Annotated in this window: 18 protein-coding genes; 13 read left to right on the forward strand and 5 right to left on the reverse strand. The window is 49.9% G+C overall.

What is annotated here, in order from left to right; translation table 11 throughout:
- Positions 1-15: 15 nt before the first annotated feature.
- Together ppk2 and xseA are read right to left on the reverse strand one after the other, a co-directional pair.
- Positions 16-891 carry a polyphosphate kinase 2 gene (gene ppk2, locus CLC93_RS09970; RefSeq protein ID WP_095505823.1) on the reverse strand — a complete coding sequence of 292 codons (876 nt, stop codon included), beginning with the start codon at positions 889-891 and terminating at the stop codon, positions 16-18.
- A 60-nt stretch (positions 892-951) separates the two neighbouring features.
- Positions 952-2,292: an exodeoxyribonuclease VII large subunit gene (xseA, locus tag CLC93_RS09975; RefSeq protein WP_095505824.1), complete on the reverse strand. Its 1,341-nt coding sequence runs from the start codon at positions 2,290-2,292 to the stop codon at positions 952-954.
- A 108-nt stretch (positions 2,293-2,400) separates the two neighbouring features.
- On the opposite strand from xseA, the gene guaB reads away from it, so the two are divergent.
- The 3 genes from guaB (at position 2,401) to tadA (ending at position 6,040) form a co-directional block, all read left to right on the forward strand.
- Positions 2,401-3,864, forward strand: coding sequence for an IMP dehydrogenase (gene guaB / locus CLC93_RS09980; protein WP_095506021.1), 1,464 nt, complete (start codon positions 2,401-2,403; stop codon positions 3,862-3,864).
- Positions 3,865-3,948: 84 nt separating this feature from the next.
- On the forward strand, positions 3,949-5,526 hold the full coding sequence (gene guaA / locus CLC93_RS09985; protein WP_095505825.1) for a glutamine-hydrolyzing GMP synthase: 1,578 nt from the start codon (positions 3,949-3,951) through the stop codon (positions 5,524-5,526).
- Between the two features lie 4 nt (positions 5,527-5,530).
- A complete protein-coding gene (tadA, locus tag CLC93_RS09990; protein WP_281254661.1) occupies positions 5,531-6,040 on the forward strand; it encodes a tRNA adenosine(34) deaminase TadA in 510 nt (169 codons plus the stop codon).
- A gap of 3 nt (positions 6,041-6,043) precedes the next feature.
- Here the strand turns inward: tadA and CLC93_RS17910 are convergent, their stop codons facing one another.
- Complete coding sequence (locus CLC93_RS17910; protein ID WP_281254662.1) at positions 6,044-6,172, reverse strand: hypothetical protein; 129 nt, start codon at positions 6,170-6,172, stop codon at positions 6,044-6,046.
- A gap of 170 nt (positions 6,173-6,342) precedes the next feature.
- Complete coding sequence (mltF, locus tag CLC93_RS09995) at positions 6,343-7,752, reverse strand: membrane-bound lytic murein transglycosylase MltF (protein ID WP_095505827.1); 1,410 nt, start codon at positions 7,750-7,752, stop codon at positions 6,343-6,345.
- Positions 7,753-7,895: 143 nt separating this feature from the next.
- Between mltF and purL the strand changes: the two genes are divergently transcribed.
- The 3 genes from purL to CLC93_RS10010 all read left to right on the forward strand — a co-directional run bounded on the left by purL (position 7,896) and on the right by CLC93_RS10010 (position 13,087).
- Positions 7,896-11,792 (forward strand): phosphoribosylformylglycinamidine synthase, encoded by a 3,897-nt coding sequence (gene purL / locus CLC93_RS10000; protein ID WP_095505828.1) that lies wholly within the window; start codon positions 7,896-7,898, stop codon positions 11,790-11,792.
- Between the two features lie 360 nt (positions 11,793-12,152).
- Entirely contained in the window at positions 12,153-12,605 is a 453-nt protein-coding gene (locus CLC93_RS10005; protein WP_095505829.1) for a DUF2846 domain-containing protein, read from the forward strand.
- Between the two features lie 146 nt (positions 12,606-12,751).
- Positions 12,752-13,087, forward strand: a complete 336-nt coding sequence (locus tag CLC93_RS10010; RefSeq protein WP_095505830.1) for a hypothetical protein — start codon at positions 12,752-12,754, stop codon at positions 13,085-13,087.
- Positions 13,088-13,510: 423 nt separating this feature from the next.
- Here CLC93_RS10010 and CLC93_RS10020 read toward each other — a convergent pair whose 3' ends face one another.
- The gene (locus CLC93_RS10020) at positions 13,511-14,686 is read right to left on the reverse strand and encodes a linear amide C-N hydrolase (RefSeq protein ID WP_095505832.1); all 1,176 of its coding nucleotides are present in this window, start codon (positions 14,684-14,686) and stop codon (positions 13,511-13,513) included.
- 158 nt (positions 14,687-14,844) lie between these two features.
- On the opposite strand from CLC93_RS10020, the gene CLC93_RS10025 reads away from it, so the two are divergent.
- The 7 genes from CLC93_RS10025 to CLC93_RS10055 all read left to right on the forward strand — a co-directional run bounded on the left by CLC93_RS10025 (position 14,845) and on the right by CLC93_RS10055 (position 22,553).
- On the forward strand, positions 14,845-15,702 hold the full coding sequence (locus CLC93_RS10025) for a LysR family transcriptional regulator (protein ID WP_095505833.1): 858 nt from the start codon (positions 14,845-14,847) through the stop codon (positions 15,700-15,702).
- A 429-nt stretch (positions 15,703-16,131) separates the two neighbouring features.
- Positions 16,132-19,095, forward strand: a complete 2,964-nt coding sequence (locus CLC93_RS10030; protein ID WP_095505834.1) for a thrombospondin type 3 repeat-containing protein — start codon at positions 16,132-16,134, stop codon at positions 19,093-19,095.
- A gap of 245 nt (positions 19,096-19,340) precedes the next feature.
- The gene (locus CLC93_RS10035; protein ID WP_095505835.1) at positions 19,341-19,559 is read left to right on the forward strand and encodes a VF530 family protein; all 219 of its coding nucleotides are present in this window, start codon (positions 19,341-19,343) and stop codon (positions 19,557-19,559) included.
- Between the two features lie 69 nt (positions 19,560-19,628).
- Positions 19,629-20,417 (forward strand): DUF4437 domain-containing protein, encoded by a 789-nt coding sequence (locus CLC93_RS10040; protein ID WP_095505836.1) that lies wholly within the window; start codon positions 19,629-19,631, stop codon positions 20,415-20,417.
- Positions 20,418-20,442: 25 nt separating this feature from the next.
- Positions 20,443-20,799 (forward strand): 5-carboxymethyl-2-hydroxymuconate Delta-isomerase, encoded by a 357-nt coding sequence (locus CLC93_RS10045; RefSeq protein ID WP_095505837.1) that lies wholly within the window; start codon positions 20,443-20,445, stop codon positions 20,797-20,799.
- Positions 20,800-20,832: 33 nt separating this feature from the next.
- Complete coding sequence (locus CLC93_RS10050) at positions 20,833-21,309, forward strand: LabA-like NYN domain-containing protein (RefSeq protein WP_095505838.1); 477 nt, start codon at positions 20,833-20,835, stop codon at positions 21,307-21,309.
- A gap of 65 nt (positions 21,310-21,374) precedes the next feature.
- Positions 21,375-22,553 (forward strand): serine hydrolase domain-containing protein, encoded by a 1,179-nt coding sequence (locus CLC93_RS10055; RefSeq protein ID WP_095505839.1) that lies wholly within the window; start codon positions 21,375-21,377, stop codon positions 22,551-22,553.
- Positions 22,554-22,618 lie beyond the last annotated feature (65 nt).

The raw sequence follows: 22,618 nt of genomic DNA on the forward strand, positions 1-22,618 counted from the left end.
TAGGCGGTTAGGGCTTCAATCCTGCGCTGTCACAGACGGCAGGGTGACGTCTTGCTCGGGCTCGTCAAAGATATCCGGCACAAAGGTCTGAGTGTCCATGGGGGCACGTACATAACCGGTTTTGTCGATGGGGGGTAGGTCGAGGATCTCGTAAGGGATGTCGTTGTAAGTGACTTGGCTTAGTAGGTGGTTAATGCAGTTTAAGCGCGCCGAGCGCTTATCGTCGGCCTCTACCACGTACCAAGGGCAGCTCTTGGTGTCCGTGTAGGCCATCATTTGGTCTTTGGCGCGAGAGTACTGCATCCAACGGCTGCGTGATTCCAGATCCATCGGGCTGAACTTCCAAGATTTTTCCGGGGTGTGTATGCGCTCTAAAAAGCGCTTTTCTTGCTCTTCGTCGGATACGGAGAACCAGTACTTCAACAGAATAATGCCCGAGCGTTGCAGCATGCGTTCAAACTCAGGACAAGAGCGCAAAAACTCTTCGTACTCTTCGTCGGTGCAAAAGCCCATGACCCGCTCAACACCAGCGCGGTTGTACCAAGAGCGGTCAAATAGGACTATCTCACCGGCACTGGGTAAATGCGCCACGTAGCGCTGGAAGTACCATTGGGTTTGTTCTTTTTCGGTGGGTTTATCCAGTGCCACCACTCGAACTACCCTATGATTGAGCTTTTCGGTGATGCGCTTGATAACCCCGCCTTTGCCGGCGGCGTCGCGGCCTTCAAACACCACCACGACTTTCAGCCCTTGCTGCTTAACCCATTGCTGCAGTTTAACCAGTTCGACCTGAAGCGCTTTGAGCTTAGCTTCGTAAACCTTTTTGTTGACCTTTTTGGGCTTGTTGTTGGTGCTGTTCTTTGTATTAGCACCGCTGTCGCCATCGCTCATGGGTAACTCCCTGATTTTATTATGCGCTGTGCCAATACTAGACCAAAATTAGCCCTCTGTTTAGTCCGCTTTCACCGCCTTAATTTCCGTTTCTAAGCGGCCGTCGTGTAGCTGTACCGACAGGCCTTGGCCTGGCTGAACTTGGCTTACCGAACTGACCGGCTGGCCTTGCTCATCACGAGCGATGGCGTAGCCGCGCTCTAGGGTCGCCAGCGGGCTAATGGCTTGCAATTGCGCCGCCATGGATTGCCATTGCTGGCGCTGGCTGTTGAGCTGAGTGCGCATGGCCTGACCTAAGCGTGGACCCAATTGAGCCAAACGGGTTTGGGCTAGCGCTATGTCTTGACCCGGATGGCGCTGCATCAGTCGGTGTTGCAGTTGAGTGGTTTGGGCTTGTTGGCTATCCAGTCGACGCTGCATAGCGTGGGTTAAACGCAACCCCAGTTCGTCAAACTGCTGGCCAATTTGGTTTAAGGCGCGCTCTGGGTGCACCGCGTCTAAGCGATATTGATATTGCAGCAGGGCTTGTTGGTGTAGGTTGAGCCGCCCCAGTATGCTTTGCTGTAAACGCTGGCGAAGTCCGGTTAACTGCTGCACTTGTGCCGCTTGATCGCCCGAGAGCATCTCGGCACCCGCAGATGGCGTTGGTGCGCGTACATCCGCCACAAAATCAGCAATGGTGATATCCACCTCGTGGCCCACAGCGCTGATAATCGGCAGCTTTGAGGTAAAGATAGCGCGGGCCAAACCTTCGTCGTTAAAGCTCCACAAATCTTCTAGTGAACCGCCGCCACGGGTCAGTAGTAAAGCGTCGACCTCGTTGCGCGCATTGGCGGTTTCAATGGCCGATATCAATTGCGCAGGAGCTAACTCACCCTGCACTGAGGCAGGGTAGATAATCACCCTCATCGATGGTGCACGACGTTCAAGCACGTGCAATACGTCGCGAATGGCGGCACCGCTGGCGGAAGTAATCACTCCGAGTGTGTGCGGGCGGGGCAGCGGTTGCTTGTGCTCTTGAGCAAACAAGCCTTCGCCAGCGAGTTTGAGTTTGAGCTTTTCGAACTCGGCTTTTAAGCGCCCTTCGCCTGAGTCCACCATGTTGCCAACTATCAGCTGATAATCGCCACGGGGTTCGTACAAGCTGATGTCCGCCTGCACTGTCACCTGTTGCCCGTTTTTCGGGGTGAACGCCACGCGCGAGTTGCGCCCTTTAAACATGGCGCAGCGCACTTGCGCCTGACTATCTTTAAGACTGAAGTACCAGTGGCCAGAAGCCGGCGCGGCAAAATTGGATATCTCACCGGTAAGCCATATCCGGCCAATTTGGCTTTCCAATAACTGACGAACTTGACGGTTTAATTGAGAGACAGATAACAGCGGCGGGCGTTGTGCGCTCATGGATAAAAAACTTTATAAGAATTGTCCGATTTGGCGTTTACTCTATCACAGTTGCAAGGTAGAATGCGCCCGCAACAAGTTAAACCCTAATTAGGTGGAATGTTGCACATGCTAAGACTTAAAAAAGAAGCTCTAACCTTTGATGACGTATTGCTGGTTCCAGCGCACTCAACCGTTCTCCCTAATACTGCCAATCTGAAAACTCGCCTGACCAAAAGCATTGAATTGAACGTGCCTATGGTATCAGCGGCGATGGATACCGTTACTGAAGCCCGTTTGGCAATTGCCATGGCGCAAGAAGGCGGCGTTGGTTTTATTCACAAAAACATGAGCATCGAAGCCCAGGTGGCCGAAGTTCGCAAAGTGAAGAAGTACGAAGCGGGCGTTGTTCAAGACCCAATCACTGTTACCCCGGATATCACTATCGCCGAATTGAAGCGACTGACTGACAGCAATGGTTTTGCTGGCTACCCAGTAGTAACAAACGACGGTGAGATCGTGGGTATCATTACCGGACGTGACACGCGTTTTGTGACCGACCTGACTCAAACCGTTGAACAAGTGATGACGCCAAAAGAGCGTTTGGTCACTGTTAAAGAAGGCACTTCGCTGGATGAAACCCGTGGATTGATGCAAGCCCACCGCATCGAGAAAATTCTAGTGGTTAGCGATGACTTCCGCCTAAAAGGCATGATCACGGTTAAAGATTTCGAAAAAGCCGAGCGCAAGCCAAACGCTTGTAAAGACGAGCTAGGTCGTCTGCGCGTAGGTGCAGCCGTTGGTGCTGGTGCTGGTAACGAAGAGCGCGTTGATGCGCTGGTTGCTGCCGGTGTCGACGTACTACTTATCGACAGCTCCCACGGTCACTCGGAAGGCGTACTGCAACGCATTCGCGCCACTCGTGAAAAGTACCCAGAATTGCAAATCGTTGGTGGTAACGTAGCCACTGGCGCTGGTGCTCTGGCACTGGCCGAAGCTGGCGTAAGCGCGGTTAAAGTCGGTATTGGCCCAGGTTCAATTTGTACCACTCGCATCGTGACGGGTGTTGGTGTTCCTCAAATCACTGCTATCTCTGATGCGGTTGAAGCGGTTAAGCACCTAGACATTCCAGTGATTGCCGACGGTGGCGTTCGCTTTAGTGGCGACTTGTCTAAAGCCATTGCCGCTGGCGCCTCGTGCGTTATGGCGGGCTCTATGTTTGCCGGTACCGACGAAGCTCCTGGTGAAACAGTTCTATACCAAGGTCGTGCCTACAAGTCATACCGTGGCATGGGTAGCCTAGGCGCGATGAGTCAAGGTTCATCTGACCGTTACTTCCAGTCAGACAACGCCGCTGACAAGTTGGTGCCAGAAGGCATCGAAGGCCGTGTACCTTACAAAGGCAAGCTCAAAGAAATCATTCACCAGCAAATGGGCGGTCTGCGCTCATGCATGGGATTGACCGGCTGTGGCACCATCGACGAGCTTCGCACCAAGGCGGAATTCGTTAAGGTTACCTCGGCAGGTATGGGTGAGTCGCACGTTCACGACGTGAAGATCACCAAAGAAGCCCCGAACTACCGTTTAGGTTAAGCCTAAACCCAATAAGGCAGCTGCGGCTGCCTTATTTAATTACACCAAATAAATAGCAACGCACTGCATATTACAGGAACGTCAATGAGCAACATCCATGACCAGCGCATTCTGATTTTGGACTTCGGTTCGCAATACACCCAGCTAATCGCCCGCCGCATTCGCGAAATCGGTGTTTACTGTGAGTTGTGGGCCTGGGACGTGTCAGAACAAGACATTAAAGGCTTTCAGCCTGACGGTATTATCCTAGCCGGTGGCCCAGAGTCTGTGACTCAAGCGGGTTCACCTCGTGCACCAGAGTACGTGTTTAACGCTGGTGTCCCTGTGCTGGGTATCTGCTACGGCATGCAAACAATGTCTGAGCAGCTTGGCGGTAAAGTGATTCAAGGTGTGGGCGAGGGCGAGTTTGGCTACGCTCAGGTTGAAATGCTGACCGAGTCTCGTCTGTTTGCTCAAATCGAAGACGCCATCAGCGCTGATGGCAAGCCATTGTTAGACGTGTGGATGAGCCACGGCGACAAGGTATCGGCCATTCCTGAAGGCTTTAGCCGTGTGGCTAAGACCGACACCTGCGAATTCGCGGCAATGGCCAACGAAGACAAGGGTTTTTACGGCGTTCAATTCCACCCAGAAGTGACTCACACCCGTCAGGGCAAGCGCATGCTAGAGCACTTCGTGCTGGATATCTGTGGCTGTGAAGCGACTTGGACTTCCGCCAACATCATCGAAGACGCGGTTGCTCGTATTAAAGAGCAAGTGGGCGATGACGAAGTGGTATTGGGTCTATCTGGTGGTGTGGATTCCTCAGTAACTGCCATGCTGCTGCACCGCGCGATTGGCGACAAGCTGACCTGTGTATTTGTGGATAACGGTTTGCTGCGCTTGAACGAAGGTCAGCAAGTGATGGATATGTTTGGCGATCACTTCGGTCTGAATATCATCCACGTAGACGCGGAGAATCGCTTCTTAGACCGTTTGGCCGGTGAAGCGGATCCTGAAGCTAAGCGTAAGATCATTGGTCACGTGTTCGTTGAGATCTTCGACGAAGAAGCGAGCAAGCTGGTTAACGCTAAGTGGCTAGCTCAAGGCACCATTTACCCAGACGTGATTGAGTCTGCCGGTGCTAAAACCGGTAAGGCGCATGTGATTAAGTCGCACCACAACGTAGGTGGTCTGCCAGAAGACATGGAGTTGGGTCTGGTTGAGCCGCTTAAAGAGCTGTTTAAAGACGAAGTTCGCAAAGTGGGCCTAGAGCTTGGTCTGCCGTACGACATGCTATACCGCCACCCATTCCCAGGACCTGGTTTAGGTGTTCGCGTACTGGGCGAAGTAAAGAAAGAGTACTGCGACTTGTTGCGTCGCGCCGATGCGATTTTCATTGAAGAACTGCACGCTGCTGACCTGTACCACAAGGTATCGCAAGCCTTTACCGTGTTCTTGCCGGTTCGTAGCGTAGGTGTCATGGGCGATGGCCGTAAGTACGATTGGGTTGTATCCCTTCGTGCGGTGGAAACCATCGACTTTATGACCGCTCACTGGGCGCACCTGCCATATGACTTCCTGGGCAAAGTGTCGAACCGTATCATCAATGAAATCGACGGCATCAGCCGCGTGGTGTACGACATCTCAGGTAAGCCACCGGCTACCATCGAGTGGGAATAACCCCTTGAGCCAAGACACCCAAAGCCAAATCGACCAGCGCTGGATGGCGAAAGCCATGGCGCTGGCCGAACAAGCACAAGCCTTGGGTGAAGTGCCGGTTGGTGCTGTGCTGGTTAAAGACGACCAGTGCATTGCCACCGGCATTAATCGTTCGATTGTGGATCACAATGCCACTGGGCACGCCGAGATCCAATGTCTGCAGCAAGCCGGTCAGGCGCTGCAAAACTATCGCCTCATTGATACGACTTTGTACGTGACCCTAGAGCCTTGCCCCATGTGCGCAGGCGCAATTGTGCACGCCCGCGTTGGCCGCGTGGTATTTGGCGCGTACGATCAAAAGACAGGTGCTGCCGGTAGCGTGATGGACCTGTTGAGCGACACTCGCCTCAACCATCAACCTCAAGTCGATGGTGGCGTGTTAGAAGCGGAATGTGGCGAACAGTTGTCTAACTTCTTTAAGATGCGACGCGCTGAGAAAAAAGCTTTAAAACAGGCGCTTAAGTCGAAAATCTAAAGCCTACACCATGCCCGGTGAAGCGTTTTTCTTGGATTGAGTGGTTAAGAACCACTTGCTGCGATTAATGTTCTTGATATGACTGAGTTTGCGGGTGGCGCGGCGTCGTGCCGCTAAATTGGTTTTCTTCATTTCTACCTCTATTGCTCTTCTATTGTGTTTATTGTGTTGTTTTCCTTCTAATGGCCAAATCACTTTGGTCTCACTGATAAGAGTCACTATAACAACCAAAGTTCATTACAAGCTAATGACAGAGTGTAAATCTGTGTTGCGCTTCCGCTAAATAAGCGAAAGTTTGAGCACTACAGCGCAGTATTGGCGGATTCGGGAATGGCTTGTGGCTCACTGAGATCAACCGATTGCTGCGCTTGTTGTTGCTCGTGAGTATGGAAGTACACAAGTGTGTCGTAGTAGCGACGAATGTTTTCTACGTAGTGCAGCGCCTCATTACCTCGGGCATAGCCGTATTTCAGGTGTTTGTAATGCTTGCGCTGTTGTAGAAGGGGCAGAACCTGTTTGACGTCAGCCCAAGCGGACGGGTTAAGCCCTCGTTTCTCGGCTAATACTCGTGCGTCTTCCATGTGGCCAAAGCCAATGTTGTAGGCCGCTAGCGCAAACCACAAACGCTCGGGCTCGGGAATTGAGTCGGGCATGCGCTCGACCAACTGATTGATATAGGCAGCACCACCGCGAATGCTCTGTTCGGCGTCCAAGCGGTTGGTCACCCCCACTTGTTTGGCCGTCGGCAGAGTTAGCATCATCATACCGCGCACTCCGGTGGGCGATTTGGCCAGCGGTCGCCAGTGCGATTCTTGATAGCTGATGGCGGCAATTTTGCGCCAATCAATATCACCGGCGTATTGCTCAAACCAATTCTGGTACTTTGGCAGCGTCTGTTGAATGGCGCGAATAAAGGCGCGAGTGTCGACGTAATCAAAGCCTTTGACGTGGCCAAAGTATTTCTCGCGAAGGTGGGGCAGGTGATCGCTTTGGGTTTGCCAAAAGTCGAGTACTTGGCTTATCAATAAATCGCTGCCATTGGGCGCGAACATCCAGCCCACCGCCTGTTGTTCTTTAATCACAAAGGCGGTTCTTAGCTGAGGGTTTAGGCGGCGGTTGAGCTGCAGCATGCGCGAATCAGCCAAGGTATAGCTAAGCGAGCCGTCGGCCACCATGGTTAGTAGTTGGTCTGGGTCGTGCTGATCAGAAACCTGCCATTGCAGCTGTGGGTGGTCGAGCTGATTCAGAAGCTCAGCATGGGATGAGCGCTCAGCCACCATCAGTTTGCCATTGACGTCGTTGAGGTTGCGCGGTCGCCAGTCTTCGGTTCGATACACCAGCAAAATATCGGTGAAATACAGTGGTGGGCCAAACAAAAAGCGCTTGCTGCGAAGGTCGGTGTAGCCCATACCAGCAGCCACCAAATCCAGCTTGCCCGTGGCCAAATCGTCAAGCATATGATCCAAAGTTTCGTAAACTTTGAGCTCTAAACGGCGGTCGATGTGGTTGGCAAATGCTTGAACTAACTCAAAATCGAAGCCACTGGCTTGGCCGTCCAGACGCAAATAGGTCGCCGGCCCACTGGTAGTACCCACCAGTAGCGGCTCACCTTGCATCGAAGACGCTATTTCATCTGCTGAAATCTGGGTGTTTTGAGGTTGGCAAGCACTTACAAAGCCCAGCAGAGTCAATGTGATAACCAGTCGAATCATGCAGTTCCTATCGGCGATGACTAACCTTTGTTATACCACATTAGAAAAGCCTTGTACGGCGAGCTTTTTTGATGATTTATTAGCGCCAAATCTCTATAATGGCGCGCAACTTTCACATACTTCCAATCATAAGGTGAACTGACGTGTTTGAGATCCTGCGCGGAGCCCCGGCTCTATCTGCGTTTCGGGTGGCTCAACTGGTAAAATCTTGCCAACAAGCTGACCTGCCTGTAACTGACATTTACGCCGAATTCCTCCATTTTGCCGACCTCTCTCAGCCTTTAAGCAGCGAGCACGCTGCCCAACTGGACAAAATCCTAACCTATGGCCCAGCCATCGAAGCCCACGAGCCGCAAGGCACGCTGGTGTTAGTGACCCCACGTCCAGGTACCATTTCACCTTGGTCTTCAAAAGCCACCGACATTGCTCACAACTGTGGCCTAAACGAAATTAAGCGTTTAGAGCGCGGTATCGCTTACTACATTTCAGCGGAGCGCGAGCTTAGCCAAGATGAGTACCAGGCCGTTGCCGCACTGCTGCACGACCGCATGATGGAAAGAGTGTTTACTGCTGCCGAGCAAGCACAAGCCTTGTTCTTCGACACCGACCCAGGCGAGCTGAAATCGGTGAACGTACTGGGTGAAGGCCGTCGCGCGCTAGAGGTGGCCAACCTTGAGTTGGGCTTGGCGCTGGCTGCTGACGAGATTGACTACTTGGTTGAGAACTTCGTCAAATTGGGGCGCAACCCGCACGATATTGAGCTGATGATGTTTGCTCAGGCCAACTCAGAGCACTGTCGTCACAAGATTTTTAACGCCGATTGGACCATTGATGGCGTAGAACAGCCCAAGTCGCTGTTCAAAATGATCAAAAACACCTTTGAGCACACCGCTGACCACGTACTGTCAGCCTACAAAGACAACGCGGCTGTGATGGAAGGTTCTAACGCCGGTCGTTTCTTTGCCGATGCTAAAGACGGTGTGTATCGCTACCACAGCGAGCCGGTGCACATTCTAATGAAGGTCGAAACTCACAACCACCCAACCGCCATTAGCCCATACCCAGGTGCTGCGACCGGTTCTGGCGGTGAAATTCGCGACGAAGGCGCGACTGGCCGTGGTTCTAAGCCAAAAGCTGGCCTGACTGGCTTTACCGTTTCTAACCTACAAATTCCTGGCATGGAGCAACCTTGGGAAAGCGACTACGGTCGTCCGGGTCGTATTGTTTCTGCGCTGGATATTATGATTGAAGGCCCACTAGGTGGCGCGGCGTTTAACAACGAGTTTGGCCGTCCAGCGCTTCTGGGTTACTTCCGTACTTACGAGCAAGAAGTTTCTAGCCACAACGGTATCGAAGTGCGCGGCTACCACAAGCCAATCATGTTGGCCGGTGGTCTGGGTAACATTCGCGACGAGCACGTACAAAAAGGCGAGATTAGCGTTGGCGCTAAGCTGATTGTACTGGGCGGTCCTGCAATGAACATCGGCCTAGGTGGCGGTGCGGCATCGTCAATGGCCTCAGGCCAGTCGTCAGAAGATTTGGACTTTGCATCGGTTCAGCGTGAGAACCCAGAGATTGAGCGTCGTTGTCAGGAAGTGATCGACCGCTGCTGGCAGCTAGGCGATGACAACCCAATTTTGTTTATCCACGATGTGGGCGCTGGTGGTCTGTCGAATGCCTTCCCTGAGCTGGTAGACGACGGCGGTCGCGGTGGTGACTTTGAGCTTCGCAACGTCCCTTGTGACGAGCGCGGCATGAGCCCGTTAGAGATTTGGTGTAACGAGTCGCAAGAGCGCTACGTAATGGCAGTCGCGCCAGAGCGTTTGGCCGATTTCGACGCGATTTGTAAGCGTGAGCGCGCCCCTTACGCGGTCGTGGGTACTGCTACCGAAGAGCGTCACTTGAGCCTGACCGACGAGCACTTTGATAACAAGCCAATCGACATGCCGCTTGAGGTGCTGCTAGGTAAGCCGCCTAAGATGCACCGTGATGTGGCCACTACTCAAGCGGATACCAAGCCGTTTGACACCTCAGCGGTTGACGTGAAAGACGCGGTTCGTCGTTTGATGCGCCTGCCGACCATCGCCGAGAAGACTTTCCTAATTACCATTGGTGACCGTACCGTTACCGGTATGGTGGCACAGGACCAAATGGTTGGTCGTCACCAGATCCCTGTTGCGGATTGCGCGGTAACCACTACCAGCTTTGACACCTACCACGGTGAAGCCATGGCCATGGGTGAGCGTACCCCATTGGCACTGCTTAACTACGGTGCCTCTGCGCGTATGGCAGTGGCAGAGTCGATTACCAACATCGCTGCGACCGACATTGGTTCGTTCAAGCGCATCAAGCTGTCGGCGAACTGGATGGCCGCTGCCGGTCACCCAGGCGAAGACGCCGGTCTTTACGAAGCGGTAAAAGCCGTGGGTGAAGAGCTGTGTCCTGCACTGGATATCACCATTCCAGTGGGCAAAGACTCTATGTCGATGAAGACTGCTTGGACTGATGACAATGGCGTGGACAAAGCGGTAACCGCACCACTGAGCTTGGTGATTACCTCGTTTGCTCGCGTTGAAGACGTGCGCAAGACAGTGACTCCGGAAATTCGCACCGATAAGGGCGAGACCCGCCTGATGTTGCTTGACCTAGGTCTTGGCCAAAACCGCGTCGGCGGTTCGTGTCTGACTCAGGTGTACGGCGAGCTAGGCCAAAACGCACCAGATTTGGATAAGCCAGAATTGCTGCGCGGCTTCTTTGACGTAATTCAGCAGTTGGTTGCTGAAGGCAAGCTAATTGCTTACCACGACCGTTCTGACGGTGGTCTATACACCACCTTGGCTGAAATGGCGTTTACTGCCAAAGTTGGCATGGACATCGACCTGGCCGGCATGGTTGGCGACGATGCTCGTCGTTTGTTCAACGAAGAGCTAGGTGCGGTTATCCAAGTCGCTGCTGATGACGTGGCTTACGTTCAACAGCTACTCGAGAAAGCCGGTATTGCTGATACAGGTCGCGTTCTAGGTGGTATCACTGTAGGTGACCGTATAGTGATCCGCGATGGCGAGCGTGTTATCTCCGATGAGAGCCGCACTGAGCTCCGTGGTTTGTGGTCTGAGACCACCACTGCGATGCAAAAACTGCGTGACAACCCAGAGTGTGCCGCTGAAGAGCACGCGCTAAAAGTGTCTGATGACGCTGGTTTGGTGGCTGAGCTTAGCTACGACCCTTCAGAAGACATTGCTGCACCTTATATTGCCAAAGGCGCTGCACCGAAAGTGGCTATCTTGCGTGAGCAGGGTGTGAACAGCCACGTAGAAATGGCCGCCGCCTTTGACCGCGCTGGCTTTGAAGCTATCGACGTGCACATGTCGGACATTCTAGAAGGTCGTTTGACCCTAGAAGAGATGCAAGCACTAGTCGCTTGCGGTGGCTTTAGTTACGGTGACGTACTGGGTGCCGGTGAAGGTTGGGCTAAGTCGATTCTATTTAACGAGCGTGCTCGTGAGCAATTCACTCAATTCTTTGAGCGCGGCAACACCCTAAGCCTTGGTGTGTGTAACGGTTGTCAGATGCTGTCTAACTTGAAAGCGCTGATCCCAGGCACTGCACACTGGCCGCACTTTGTGAAAAACCGCTCTGAGCGCTTTGAAGCTCGCTTCTCGCTAGTTGAAGTACAGAAGTCGAACTCGGCCTTCTTCGCTGGTATGGAAGGCTCTCGCATGCCAATCGCCGTATCTCACGGTGAAGGCCGCGCTGAGTTTAAGAATGCCGAAGCACTAGCAGCTGCTGAAGCCTCTGGCACCATTGGCCTGCGTTACGTTAACGCTGCAGGTGATGTTCAAAGCCAGTACCCAGCCAACCCGAACGGTTCGCCAAACGGTATCACCGCTATCTCAAGCCTTGATGGTCGTGCGACCATCATGATGCCTCACCCAGAGCGTGTCTTCCGCGCTGTGTCTAACTCTTGGGCACCGGATAGCTGGGGCGAAGACGGCGCTTGGATGCGTATGTTCCGCAACGCTCGTAAGCAGCTGGGCTAAGGTTTTAGCTGATTGGAAAGGCGCCTAAGGGCGCCTTTTTTTGTCCCAAACGAGTCACTTAACTTGTTGTTTCTAATTAAGTTAAATGGTATTTTGTAGAAAGCTATGGATAGCAAAGCGCTTACGGACTAGAGCGACACAAATTGGTATTTAAACATTTCCAACGAAACTCTCCTGTTCGTCTCTCCTTTGCAATCGCAAACTTTTTTGTAATCACCGTCGCTGTTGGTTTCTTAGTAAACACCAAGAAAACAGGGGTGTTTCTACTCGCTATCATTCTTCGACGATTAAAGTTGGGGACCAACGCGCACTTAGGGTTTGCAGTTGGTTTCTCAAGTAATTGAGGATAAGGAGTGTTCCATGTTTAAAAAGATTGTGTTGGGTTCTGTCATCGTGTTGTCCGCATTGATGACTGGGTGCGCATCAGTGCCAATGGCTTCCAAGGATATGGATGTCGCCTCTAAGCAGTTTAATCCGCCATCTGATGGCAAAGCTGGACTTTATGTTTATCGAAACAGTTTTGTCGGTCAGGCGTTGAAAAAGAACGTATTTTTAGATGGAAAAATGATCGGAGAGAGTGCGAACAAGGTTTACTTTTATCAAGAAATCGATGCTGGAAAGCACACACTTTCCACCGAGTCTGAGTTCGGTGACAACGCAGTCTCGTTTGATGCAAACCCTGGCCAAAATTACTTCTTTGAACAGTACATAAAAATGGGTGTATTTGTTGGAGGGGCAAATCTAAAGCAAGTCGAAGAAGCCGAAGGAAAGGCTGCTGTGCGTCAGTGCCGATTAGCAAAGAGTCTTTTGTAATCTTTCTCTGCTGTTCATCATGTTCAGCTTCAGCGCAGAGTATTTTCTTTGAAGTTGAACAACTGACACCAGTTATCACTAATCTCTTTGGAAACAACCAGTAAGTGGTTGTCTCTGTGCGTTAAAAGTTTAGAAGAAGGATTTTTATGAAACGAGCAAACAAGCTTTTTGCTGGGATATGGTTTTTATCTTTATCTGCGTTTGCAGACGTCCCTAACTCACTGCAAGGTGAAGTCGCCCTAGTCGAAACAACGGATGCGACTTTGTCGATTCAAAACTTTTCTAATAACGAAATCAAAGTTGATATTTATGGCGACTTACTGGTTCTGCCTCCTGCATCTGGTGTGACCTATGAATGCTTAGGGTACGCATACTTAGAACTACAACTCATTGGAGTCGAGCACGATTTCTTTGAGGTGCCTTGTCAGTCTAGGGTGCAAATTCAGGAATCATTCTCTTACAACGACAGCACTGGGGGTTAACATGAAGAATATTGTTCTGATGACAATGCTAGCTCTGTTATGTGCATGTGGTGGCAGTAATGACGATGGCTCGTCTAAGGCAACTTACTCTTCTTGCAAGATAATAAGTTCCCAAGCGCTAATGGCGGCGGACAGAGATAAGGATTTGAGTCAATGCTGGAATGCTCCTGGCAACGGATATGAGAGTCAGGGGGATGCGTTGCAATGGTGTGAAAAGCAGATTAACTCCTATATTTCGAACAACTACCTTATTGGTCATACAGTGACTTATGCGGTCGAGTCAACATACTGTAAGTAGCGTCAGTTAGGCTAAGTCTTCAATCGATTGAAGACGAGAATTGTATCAATGCCACACAAACAAAAGCGCCAGTCAGAACTAGCTGACTGGCGCTTTCTTTTTTATCAATGCCAAATCCGAGAAGGCTATTTACCTAGCTCGACAATTTCAGCACCGCATTCTTTAAACTCGAGCACGTGCTTACCATCATTCGCCTGAGCGGCCATGTCAGCACACATAGGTTTGGTAAAGCCTTTAACGTCGTTCATGTTAAAGCTGATTTGGCGGTAGGTATCCAAGTCAACCATTTCCACGAAACCGTTTTCCAGTGCGTGAGTGTACTTGATACGCGATGGATAAACGCCCGCTTCGTTCCAACCCACGTGATGCTTAGCAAGCAGCTCGTCTTGCTCTTGCATGACCTTAGGAGCTTTGCCCGCTGGTACAAATTGCGCCAGGTTAGCAGCGTGGTCAAAGGCACCGTTAAGTGAGCCTACTGCCTGCATAAAGCTCTTACCTTTGTATGACTCTGGCGTGTGCAACGCGGTCATGCCCATCAAGCGGGTAAAGCGGTCAAGTGAGCGAATGCCTGCTGGCACCTTGTTCATGAAATCCAAATCAGTCACAGCGCCGAATTGACTGGCGTACTCCAACGACTCGCTCAGCAAAGGCTCGTTGGCCATCACTGCAAACTCGGGCTTGGCAAGATCGCCAGAGTACATCACGGTTTTGCCGTCTTCGCCCAGCTGGAACAACAGTGCATCGCCAGATGCGTCAATCACTGAGGTGTGAAAACCGTGTTGGTGCGCGACAGCCACTAGCTGTTGGCCCCAAGCGATATCAAATTCGCCTTTTTTAAACGCTTGGCGAACTTCGTCAGTGGTTTTGTAGTTTTCTGGCAGATAAGTCGCGATTTGGCCCGGGCCGACGGTGACTTTGCCTTCGTCCATTTCAACGTTCTTTTCCACAAATGGCGCGGAAGAAGATTGATACAGGGTGTCGACCATAAGACCGTGCACGTTGCGGCCTGAAGGAATGGCTTTGTGGAAGAAGGTGTGCTCTTCAAAAGCGACCGTGGTGTATTTGGTGGTCCACTGAGCGTTGTTTTTGTAGCGTCCGTCGGTGACATTCACGCGATCTTTCTCACCGGCTGGGTGAACAACCGCTACTGTGCCTAGTGGTGAATCCCAGTCGAGGGTGCGCACCTGTAATACGCCGTGCTCGCCAGTATCGATGCTGATACGCGAACAAGCATCGGCGGAGCCTGTAAACAAACCCATGGTGGTGGCAGCGATAGTTAGTGCTAAAACGCTCTTTTTCATAATCTGTTGTCCCTTGGTACGGTCACTTTGTTGGCCATGATTATCCTGATTACCCGTCAAGCAAGGAAATTGCTTAGCATCGAAAATTTCTATGCTAAAGTCAGTAGAAGCGTTGGAGAGAGGTTGTATAGAGTCAGTTTGTTTTGGAGTGGATTTAAATGAACATGGATCAACTGTTGGCCTTTGTGGTTACCGTAGAAAAGGGCAGCTTGAGCCAAGCCAGCAGGCAGTTAGGTAAAGCCTCGAGTACTGTGAGCTATCTGGTGACGAATCTAGAAATCGATATAGGCGTAGAGCTATTTGTTCGACATGCGAAGAAATTAGAAGTCACACCAGAGGGAGAAACTCTGTATCCCTATGCCAAATCGATATTGCAAGGCGTTGATTTCTTTCAGCAAAAATCAGAGCTGCTCGCCAAAGCTTTACCTGAAAAGATGGTAGTGGCGATTGACAGTATTATTGAAAAACCTGGCTTTGGTGAGCGGATAGCTCGATTTAAGGAAAGCTTTCCAAGCTTGGATGTTTCTTTTTTGAGCGGTGATACCTCACAGGTACAAGATTGGGTGTTGCAGGGTGAGGCCGACGTCGGCATTAAAACTAACCTAGCGTATCTTCCTAAACAATTGGCGCAAAAGCCCGTTGAGCAATTTCAAAATCTCTACGTGGGATCACCGAAAATGACTGGAATAGAGAAGCAGATGACCCTTCGCCAAATTCGGGATTTGACCCAAATTACCTACCGCGGTTTTTCCGTACTTGGCTTTGATCAAGAGCAGGCCATCAGTAATAATGTGTTTAGTGTGGGCAGCAAACAACAGTCGCTAGAAATGCTGTTGGCAGGCCTTGGTTGGGCGGTTATGCCTGAGTTTTTGGTTCAAAAGGAGATTGAAGAAGGAAAGCTCACCAACATTGTTATTGACGGTGAGAAAGGCTTTGCCTGGCAGTCGGTGATGATCTATCGCAGTGAACAAGGCCTTGGCGTTGTCGCTGAGAAGCTTTTGGAGCATTTGAAATAGTTGGACATTGTTGCTGTCATTAGGGAACTCACCATTTCTTGTCGTTTGAAGAGCTAACGGTTGGCGCCCTTGGCACTAAAAGGGTCTTGTTTACACTCTTAGAAGGACTGTTGATAAGAGGCGCCGGTGGTCATCTTCGCCGATTCATAGAATCATCCGGTTATGTATACCATTGAGTTACTGTAAGTGAACTGCTACTTTAGAAACCTATGGATAGGCTATTGCTCAGGGAATAGAGCAGGGTAAATTTGAGCCCGACCTCTCTTATTCGATTCTCCCTTTGCTCCTCTCGTTATCCGAAAACTTAGATTTATTCTAAGACTTAGTTACTCCTGCGAATAACCAAAAAACTATAAAAACCAGTATTTGGCGACAGCAGTTATCTAGGTATGAAATTGGCTAGTAGCACTATGCAATAGGGATGTTCACATGTTTAAGAAACTTCTAATAGCATCAACACTGTCGTTGAGCATAACAGCTTGTGGAGGTGGCGGTGATGGAGGGAGCTCGAATGGTTCAAATCCGGACCCTGGGCTACAAGACCCTTTGCACCAATTCATGGACGCTAAAGCGAGCTATGTTGGAGAGACGAGCCAAGCAGCCATTGGACGTGAGTCAACCTCAGCCTTTATGTCCCACTTTTTGATGTTTGTGAGTGATTTACTTCCTAGCAGCTATTCGGATCAAGGGATTGACACGCAGGAGCAATGCTCGGTTGGAGGAAGCGTCGAAGTTTTCGATACGTCCAAGGACGAAGAAAAAGATGTGGATTTCAGTCGGTGTGATGATGGTCAAGTTGTCGTAGATGGAAAAGCTACAATTCGAGCCAATAGGTTTGATGCTTTTGGTGTCCCAGTCGAAACAACCTTGATCTACAGAGATGTCAGTTTTCAAGCTTCCGGTGAAGTATTCACTCTAAGAGGGACGCTGAAGGAAGAAACTCTGGATGCTAATTGCAATAGTGTTCAATCCGATGCGGATTTACTGTTCACTCATCAAAGCTCTAATCAACAACTCTTGTACTCTAATTTTGGCGTAAAAAACACTGCATATTACCCGGTCGGTTGCGCGCTGGAAAAGAGCGGCATTCTTGCGTCAGGCAGGATTTATGATTCGCAGTTTGGATATATTGATTTTGAGACAATTGAGGCCTTCCGGCTTAAGCACTACTATCTAAACGCTGATAAGAGAGGAAAGCTGCTACTGAAAGGACGAGAGGGTAGTCAGGCTACTTGGGCGATAAAATCTTACAAATACCATGATAGCCCAACCACCAAATATGAGGTCTTCCACGAATTCTCCCTAAAAGGATCTTCTGAACCGCTTAACGATATTCAAATAATCTTTCCTCTAGATATCGCTACTGATGACTTGATAACTTCATTTATCGATTCCGACAGTGACGGATTAACTGATGAGTGGGAAAAGCTATATGGGTTAAATCCGTTTGATCCCAGCGACGCAAAGTTAGATTTAGATGGCGATGGCTTCACAAACTTAGAGGAGTATTTATCACTATCTTCACCTACAGATTTGGACGATAAACCCTTTGTTACTGATTTTGCAGTTGAATTGGAACATTCAGCGTTGAATCAAGGAAGCGACATCCCTCTTACTGTGACAATCGCTCACGACAGTGAACAGGATTTTGTACTTGATACCATCGCTCTGACAATGACTGCTCAGTCACCAATCACGTTTGTTGGACAAGGCCGAGACGGCTGCACTGAGGAAAATAAGTGCGTCCTTTCCGCTGATGGTCGCGCGATGACGATAACCATAGACTTGTTTCGAACACGCGGAGGTGGTGAATCTTCATTTCTGTTTTGGTTGGCTGCGGACAGTAAAATCATTGATAGCCTGAAAGGTGAAGTTGAAGTCAGTGTGTCGCTGATGAGCCCTAGGACTTATGATCCGGATCTTTCAAATAACAGCGATAGCATCGAAGTCACCAGAAATGAACTTAACGTCGAGTACTGGAAGAGCTCAAAGTATAGGTCGGGAGCTGTCTTGGCTATCGGTAATACCTCAGAGTTCGAATTGTCCATGATTCAAACAGAGGAATACAGTGAGTATTTGAGGGCTTACGTTTTAGACCAACTGCCGGAAGCTTACGTAGAGGTCATAGCTCCAGAATTTATCCAACTGTCTGATTTTGTTTGTGAAACGTCGCAACAAGACTCAGAGTGTGTCGAATCTACCAAAGCGTATTTTGCTAACACTCAAGAGAAAGCCAGTTTGGATTTCGGGTTCACAATGACAGGCCTGGCAGAGGGGCGCGATTTTATAAGATTTTTAGTTAAGAGTGACCTTTATGGGGAAAGAGTATTCAAGGAGTATCTGCTTCCCGTGGTCGTCGGCAAGCCTACTACTGTTATTCAAGATTTAATTGATACCGCTGCTGCTAACGATACGATTGTTGTTGAGCCTGGAATTTACGCGGGGCCTATAGACGCGACCCAAAAAACAGTGCACTTAACCTCTAAAGACGGTCGAGAAAATACCTTCTTATACGGTATCGGTGGCCTCTATGATAACTTGGATAAGGTATACCTTGACTTGGGAAGTTCGATTTCAGACTTGACCCTAGCAGCGCTAGACGTGCATGTCGGAAATGGTGGCGGAGCATTTAACGACAATAAATTAGTAAGTAAGGATTACGCCCTTTCCAACGTAGAGTTTAATGTTCTAGGGGACTTTAATCTCAGTGGCAATATTATTGACGCGACTGAAGTTGATATTAGTTTGAATGACAAATTACTGAACCCTCTGAGTATTACCGCAAGGTGTGTTTCATTGTATGCCTTTACACCGGACGGAATGACCTACCCCGACTTTACAGTAGCAAACAACCTTTATATTGGGTCCTATCGTTGGACTCTCGAGGACATTACTGCAGTACCACAAAGTTGTTACTTTTTACCTCTAGTTGCTGGAAAAGTAAGGGTGGAAAATAATACGTTTTCCGGTCTTGGTTCAGTTCTATGGTTTACATCGCCTTCGTCTGGCGGACAAAAACACCAAATAGAGTTTGTAAATAATATAGTCACAGATACAAGGTTTGTGGTTGGTAACATTCACTATGATCAACACGATGTTTCCGAGCTTTTAAGCTTGAAGCTAGAGGCTAATATTATTCACAACGCTCAGGGGCTTTATAACAGTTCTGACACCCCTAACTTCGTCAAAAGTATTGAAGAGATTGGAACTATTTTAGAAGATCCATTATTGGCCGAAGACTACAGTTTAACGAGTGAGTCTCCCGCAATTGACGCTGGAGTGAGCGGTACCCTGTTACGAGACATCAATAGTAGGGCTCGACCTATTGATGGTAACAATGATGGTGTTGCTCAAGTCGATATCGGGGCCTTTGAGTATAAACCAGAGATATGATCGATCACTAGTGAATCAGCTCAATCGATTGGGCATGTTGAGCGGTCGGTGATGCTAAGCGCTGGGAAACTTTGGTTTCCCAGGCGCTATGTTAGATAGGCCTTGCATCCAACGAAAGAGCAGATTTCAGCCGAGCACTAGCTGTGAGTTATTGGTTTTCGTTTCATCTGCCTAATTGATTCCAAACTAACCGGGTTTCTTCTGCTAAACTGCGCCCCAATCCTTCTGCTCACGAGCAATGAACAATGAGCCAAGAACAACCGAACAACCCTTTACACGGCCTAACTCTTGAAAAAATTCTCGTTCGGCTACAAGAACACTACGGTTGGGAGTGGTTGTACGTCAAAATTCGTATCAACAGCTTTCACAACGAACCCTCAATCAAGTCTTCGCTGAAATTTTTGCGGCGTACACCTTGGGCACGAGAGAAGGTCGAAGCTTTGTACCTGAAAACATTCTGCTAGTGACTTAAGCGTGTGAGCTGGCCTATCCTTTGGTGGAGATCCCTAATCACAATAAGGTGACTATAGGCCATGAACCAAACACATCTAATCCGCTTCTTCACCTTAGTTGTAGCTTCGCTCTCCTTTGCCGTATCCGCGACAGAGTTGGTGATTGCAGACAAGCTTCAATGGACACCGCTCAATCCGCTTAGAGGCGACAAGAGCCCGCAAGCGGCAACCTTGTGGGGCGATCCTGAGCGCAAGCAGTCAGTGGCCACTGGCTTCTTGGTCAAATTCGCCGATGGTTTTTCATCACCTCCGCATATCCACAACGTCACCTATCGAGGCGTGGTGATCTCTGGGCTGGTTCACAATGACGACCCAACGGCGGCCAAGATGTGGATGCCGCAAGGGTCGTTCTGGACTCAACCGGCAGGCGAGAGCCACATTACTGCGGCTAAAGGCAGTGGCAATATTGCCTATATCGAAATCGACCAAGGACCGTATTTGGTTAAACCGGTGGAAGAGGCCTTTGACAAAGGTGAGCGGCCTGTCAATGTGGATGTCTCCAATTTGGTTTGGGTGGAGTTTGAGCCGAGCACTGCGAATGTTGAAATCGCGTACCTGTGGGGAAGCCCAAGCGATAGCCAAGTTAACGGCACAATGCTGCGTTTGCCCGCCGGTTTTAATGGTTCAATCCAAACCGACAACGAGCTGCGCTCTGTGGTGATTAGTGGCCAAATAACCCACCGAGGGAAAGCTTTGTCGCCCGGCAGTTATTTTGGTTCGGCGACGCCTACTACCTATAAATTGTCTGCCGAGCAGCAAAGTGTGGTTTATCTGCGCAGTAAAGGGCGTTACCGTATAGCAAACCAATAACCAACAAACTTAAACAGGGATGCCAATGCCTCACTTCGTGATGGACTGTTCGAGCAGTATCTTAGAAAGCCATTCGCAAGAATTCATCAACCAGCAAATTCACGCTGTGGCCGTCGCTTCAGGGTTATTCACCGAGGCTGATATTAAGGTGAGAGTTAACCCCTACGACAGCTATTCTGTCGGAGGCTCGCAACAAGTCTTCATTCACGTATTCGCTCATATTATGCAAGGCCGCAGTGAGCAGCAAAAAGCTCAGTTATCCAAACAAGTGGTATCCAAGCTGGTGGAGTTGTTTCCCGAGGTCGAGAACATTGCAATGAACGTCAGTGAGTTCGAAAAGGCCACCTACTTTAAACGCACCATGCTGACAGACGCGACCTGATGATATTGGTACTAGAACAAAGCAGGCGGTGTTATGAGTGAGTCGGTACTAATTCTGGTGGATGTGCAAAACGTGTATTACACCACTCGACAAGCCTTCGGCTGCAACTTTGACTACAACGCATTTTGGGCAAAAGTAAGTGCCAAGCGCAGAGTTGAACGAGCGTTTGCTTACGCCATCGATAGAGGCGACCCAAAGCAAAGAGAGTTTCAAAACATACTTAGAGCGATTGGCTTCGAAGTCAAACTAAAGCCATTTATTCAGCGCTCGGATGGCTCGGCCAAAGGCGATTGGGATGTCGGAATTACTGTGGATGCGCTTGAGCATTCTGCCGATGTGGATACCGTGGTGTTAGTCTCCGGTGACGGCGATTTCGATATTCTCGCGCAGACATTAAAAAACAAGGGTAAGCGAGTCGAAGTCTATGGCGTCGAAGCGCTTAGTGCTAACTCTCTAGTTGCCACTGCCTCCCAGTTTTTTCCGATTCAGGGCTCACTATTGCTGAAATAGTCTAATTTCAACGGTTTGATGCCAAACTTTGTCGAAGTCACTTGGCGTTTTCAAGGAGGAAGAACATGAGTCAGCTAGGCTCGACGTTTAAGGGTTTTCTAAGACTGGTGTTCGTTTTGGCCGCTGTGCCTAGCTTGGCAATGGCCCAAAGCGCAGACATACAAGACATCTCTCCTCAGCGAGCTAAAGAGCTCAACCAAGCGTTTGAGCAGCTGGTGTTACGCCACAAAGTCAATACTGCAGGCGTGGCGGTCATTAAGAATCAAAAGGTCATCTGGCTCAATCAATTCGGGCAAGAGTCAGAGGGCGTTCCCGCCAATTCGAATACTCTGTTTAATCTGGCATCCCTGACTAAAACCATTACCGCCGAAACCATTTTGCGTTTGGTGGCTCAAGGTAAGCTGTCCCTCGATGAATCAATTGCCGAATACTATGTGGACCCCGACCTTAAACAAAATGCTCAAGTTCAATCCTTAACCCCACGGCATCTGTTGACCCATCGCAGCGGTTTTCCCAATTGGCGTTACTTTTCTAAAGACCGAAAACTGTTATTTTTGAACCCACCAGGCGCGCAGTTTGGTTATTCTGGCGAAGGTTTTGAATACCTTGCCAAGTATGCGGAAAACAAGCTCAACAAACCCTTTGCCCAGTTAGTCGATGAGACACTGTTTGCGCCACTGGGCATTGCCCGCGCCTCAGTCAGTATTGACCCTGCCACGTTTAACAATATCGCCAAGCCTTTTGACCAAGACGGGGTCTTTCATGGCCACTTTTGTCACCCCGCGGGATACTGCGAAAAACAAGCGAGTCAGTCTGCGGCGGCCAACGCGGTCATCTCGATTGGCGATTACGCCAAAATACTGCTTTCGGCTATGCAAGGAGAGGGGTTATCACTCGAGTTAGTAAAGCAGCGCAACAGTATGCAAAGTGTCCAGTTTTCGCAGGCAGAGCTTGATTGCAGTGCGTCTCCTGAACTGATTTGCCCAAGTGCAATGGGGTATGGCCTTGGGTGGAGTATGACCCAGTGGGACGGCGGAAAACTGATAGGCCACCGAGGAACCAACTGGACCGTGGTTTCACTGACCTACTTTTATCCCCGCAGTGGCGATGCCTTAGTGATTCTCTTTAACGCCCCCAATCGCAACGGTTTGGCTGCGATGATAGAGGCCCTTGAATTATTAGACCCCGACTCGCCGGAGCTGCACGGCTACAAAATGAGATTACTTCGGGCAAGTGTGGAATGAGTTTGTTCTCGATACAAAGGCCTAGAGTCGCAGTTTTAGCGCGTAAATCTCAACCCAACTGAGCT

Origin of the sequence: Paraferrimonas sedimenticola (assembly GCF_002282855.1) — a bacterium.
GTDB classification, from domain to species: domain Bacteria; phylum Pseudomonadota; class Gammaproteobacteria; order Enterobacterales; family Shewanellaceae; genus Paraferrimonas; species Paraferrimonas sedimenticola.

Coding starts and splice junctions, on each gene's coding strand:
- ppk2 (WP_095505823.1), bottom strand. CDS start 891: ATGAGCGATGGCGACAGCGGTGCTAATACAAAGAACAGCACCAACAAC.
- xseA (WP_095505824.1), bottom strand. CDS start 2,292: ATGAGCGCACAACGCCCGCCGCTGTTATCTGTCTCTCAATTAAACCGT.
- guaB (WP_095506021.1), top strand. CDS start 2,401: ATGCTAAGACTTAAAAAAGAAGCTCTAACCTTTGATGACGTATTGCTG.
- guaA (WP_095505825.1), top strand. CDS start 3,949: ATGAGCAACATCCATGACCAGCGCATTCTGATTTTGGACTTCGGTTCG.
- CLC93_RS17910 (WP_281254662.1), bottom strand. CDS start 6,172: ATGAAGAAAACCAATTTAGCGGCACGACGCCGCGCCACCCGCAAACTC.
- mltF (WP_095505827.1), bottom strand. CDS start 7,752: ATGATTCGACTGGTTATCACATTGACTCTGCTGGGCTTTGTAAGTGCT.
- CLC93_RS10005 (WP_095505829.1), top strand. CDS start 12,153: ATGTTTAAAAAGATTGTGTTGGGTTCTGTCATCGTGTTGTCCGCATTG.
- CLC93_RS10010 (WP_095505830.1), top strand. CDS start 12,752: ATGAAACGAGCAAACAAGCTTTTTGCTGGGATATGGTTTTTATCTTTA.
- CLC93_RS10020 (WP_095505832.1), bottom strand. CDS start 14,686: ATGAAAAAGAGCGTTTTAGCACTAACTATCGCTGCCACCACCATGGGT.
- CLC93_RS10025 (WP_095505833.1), top strand. CDS start 14,845: ATGAACATGGATCAACTGTTGGCCTTTGTGGTTACCGTAGAAAAGGGC.
- CLC93_RS10030 (WP_095505834.1), top strand. CDS start 16,132: ATGTTTAAGAAACTTCTAATAGCATCAACACTGTCGTTGAGCATAACA.
- CLC93_RS10035 (WP_095505835.1), top strand. CDS start 19,341: ATGAGCCAAGAACAACCGAACAACCCTTTACACGGCCTAACTCTTGAA.
- CLC93_RS10040 (WP_095505836.1), top strand. CDS start 19,629: ATGAACCAAACACATCTAATCCGCTTCTTCACCTTAGTTGTAGCTTCG.
- CLC93_RS10045 (WP_095505837.1), top strand. CDS start 20,443: ATGCCTCACTTCGTGATGGACTGTTCGAGCAGTATCTTAGAAAGCCAT.
- CLC93_RS10050 (WP_095505838.1), top strand. CDS start 20,833: ATGAGTGAGTCGGTACTAATTCTGGTGGATGTGCAAAACGTGTATTAC.
- CLC93_RS10055 (WP_095505839.1), top strand. CDS start 21,375: ATGAGTCAGCTAGGCTCGACGTTTAAGGGTTTTCTAAGACTGGTGTTC.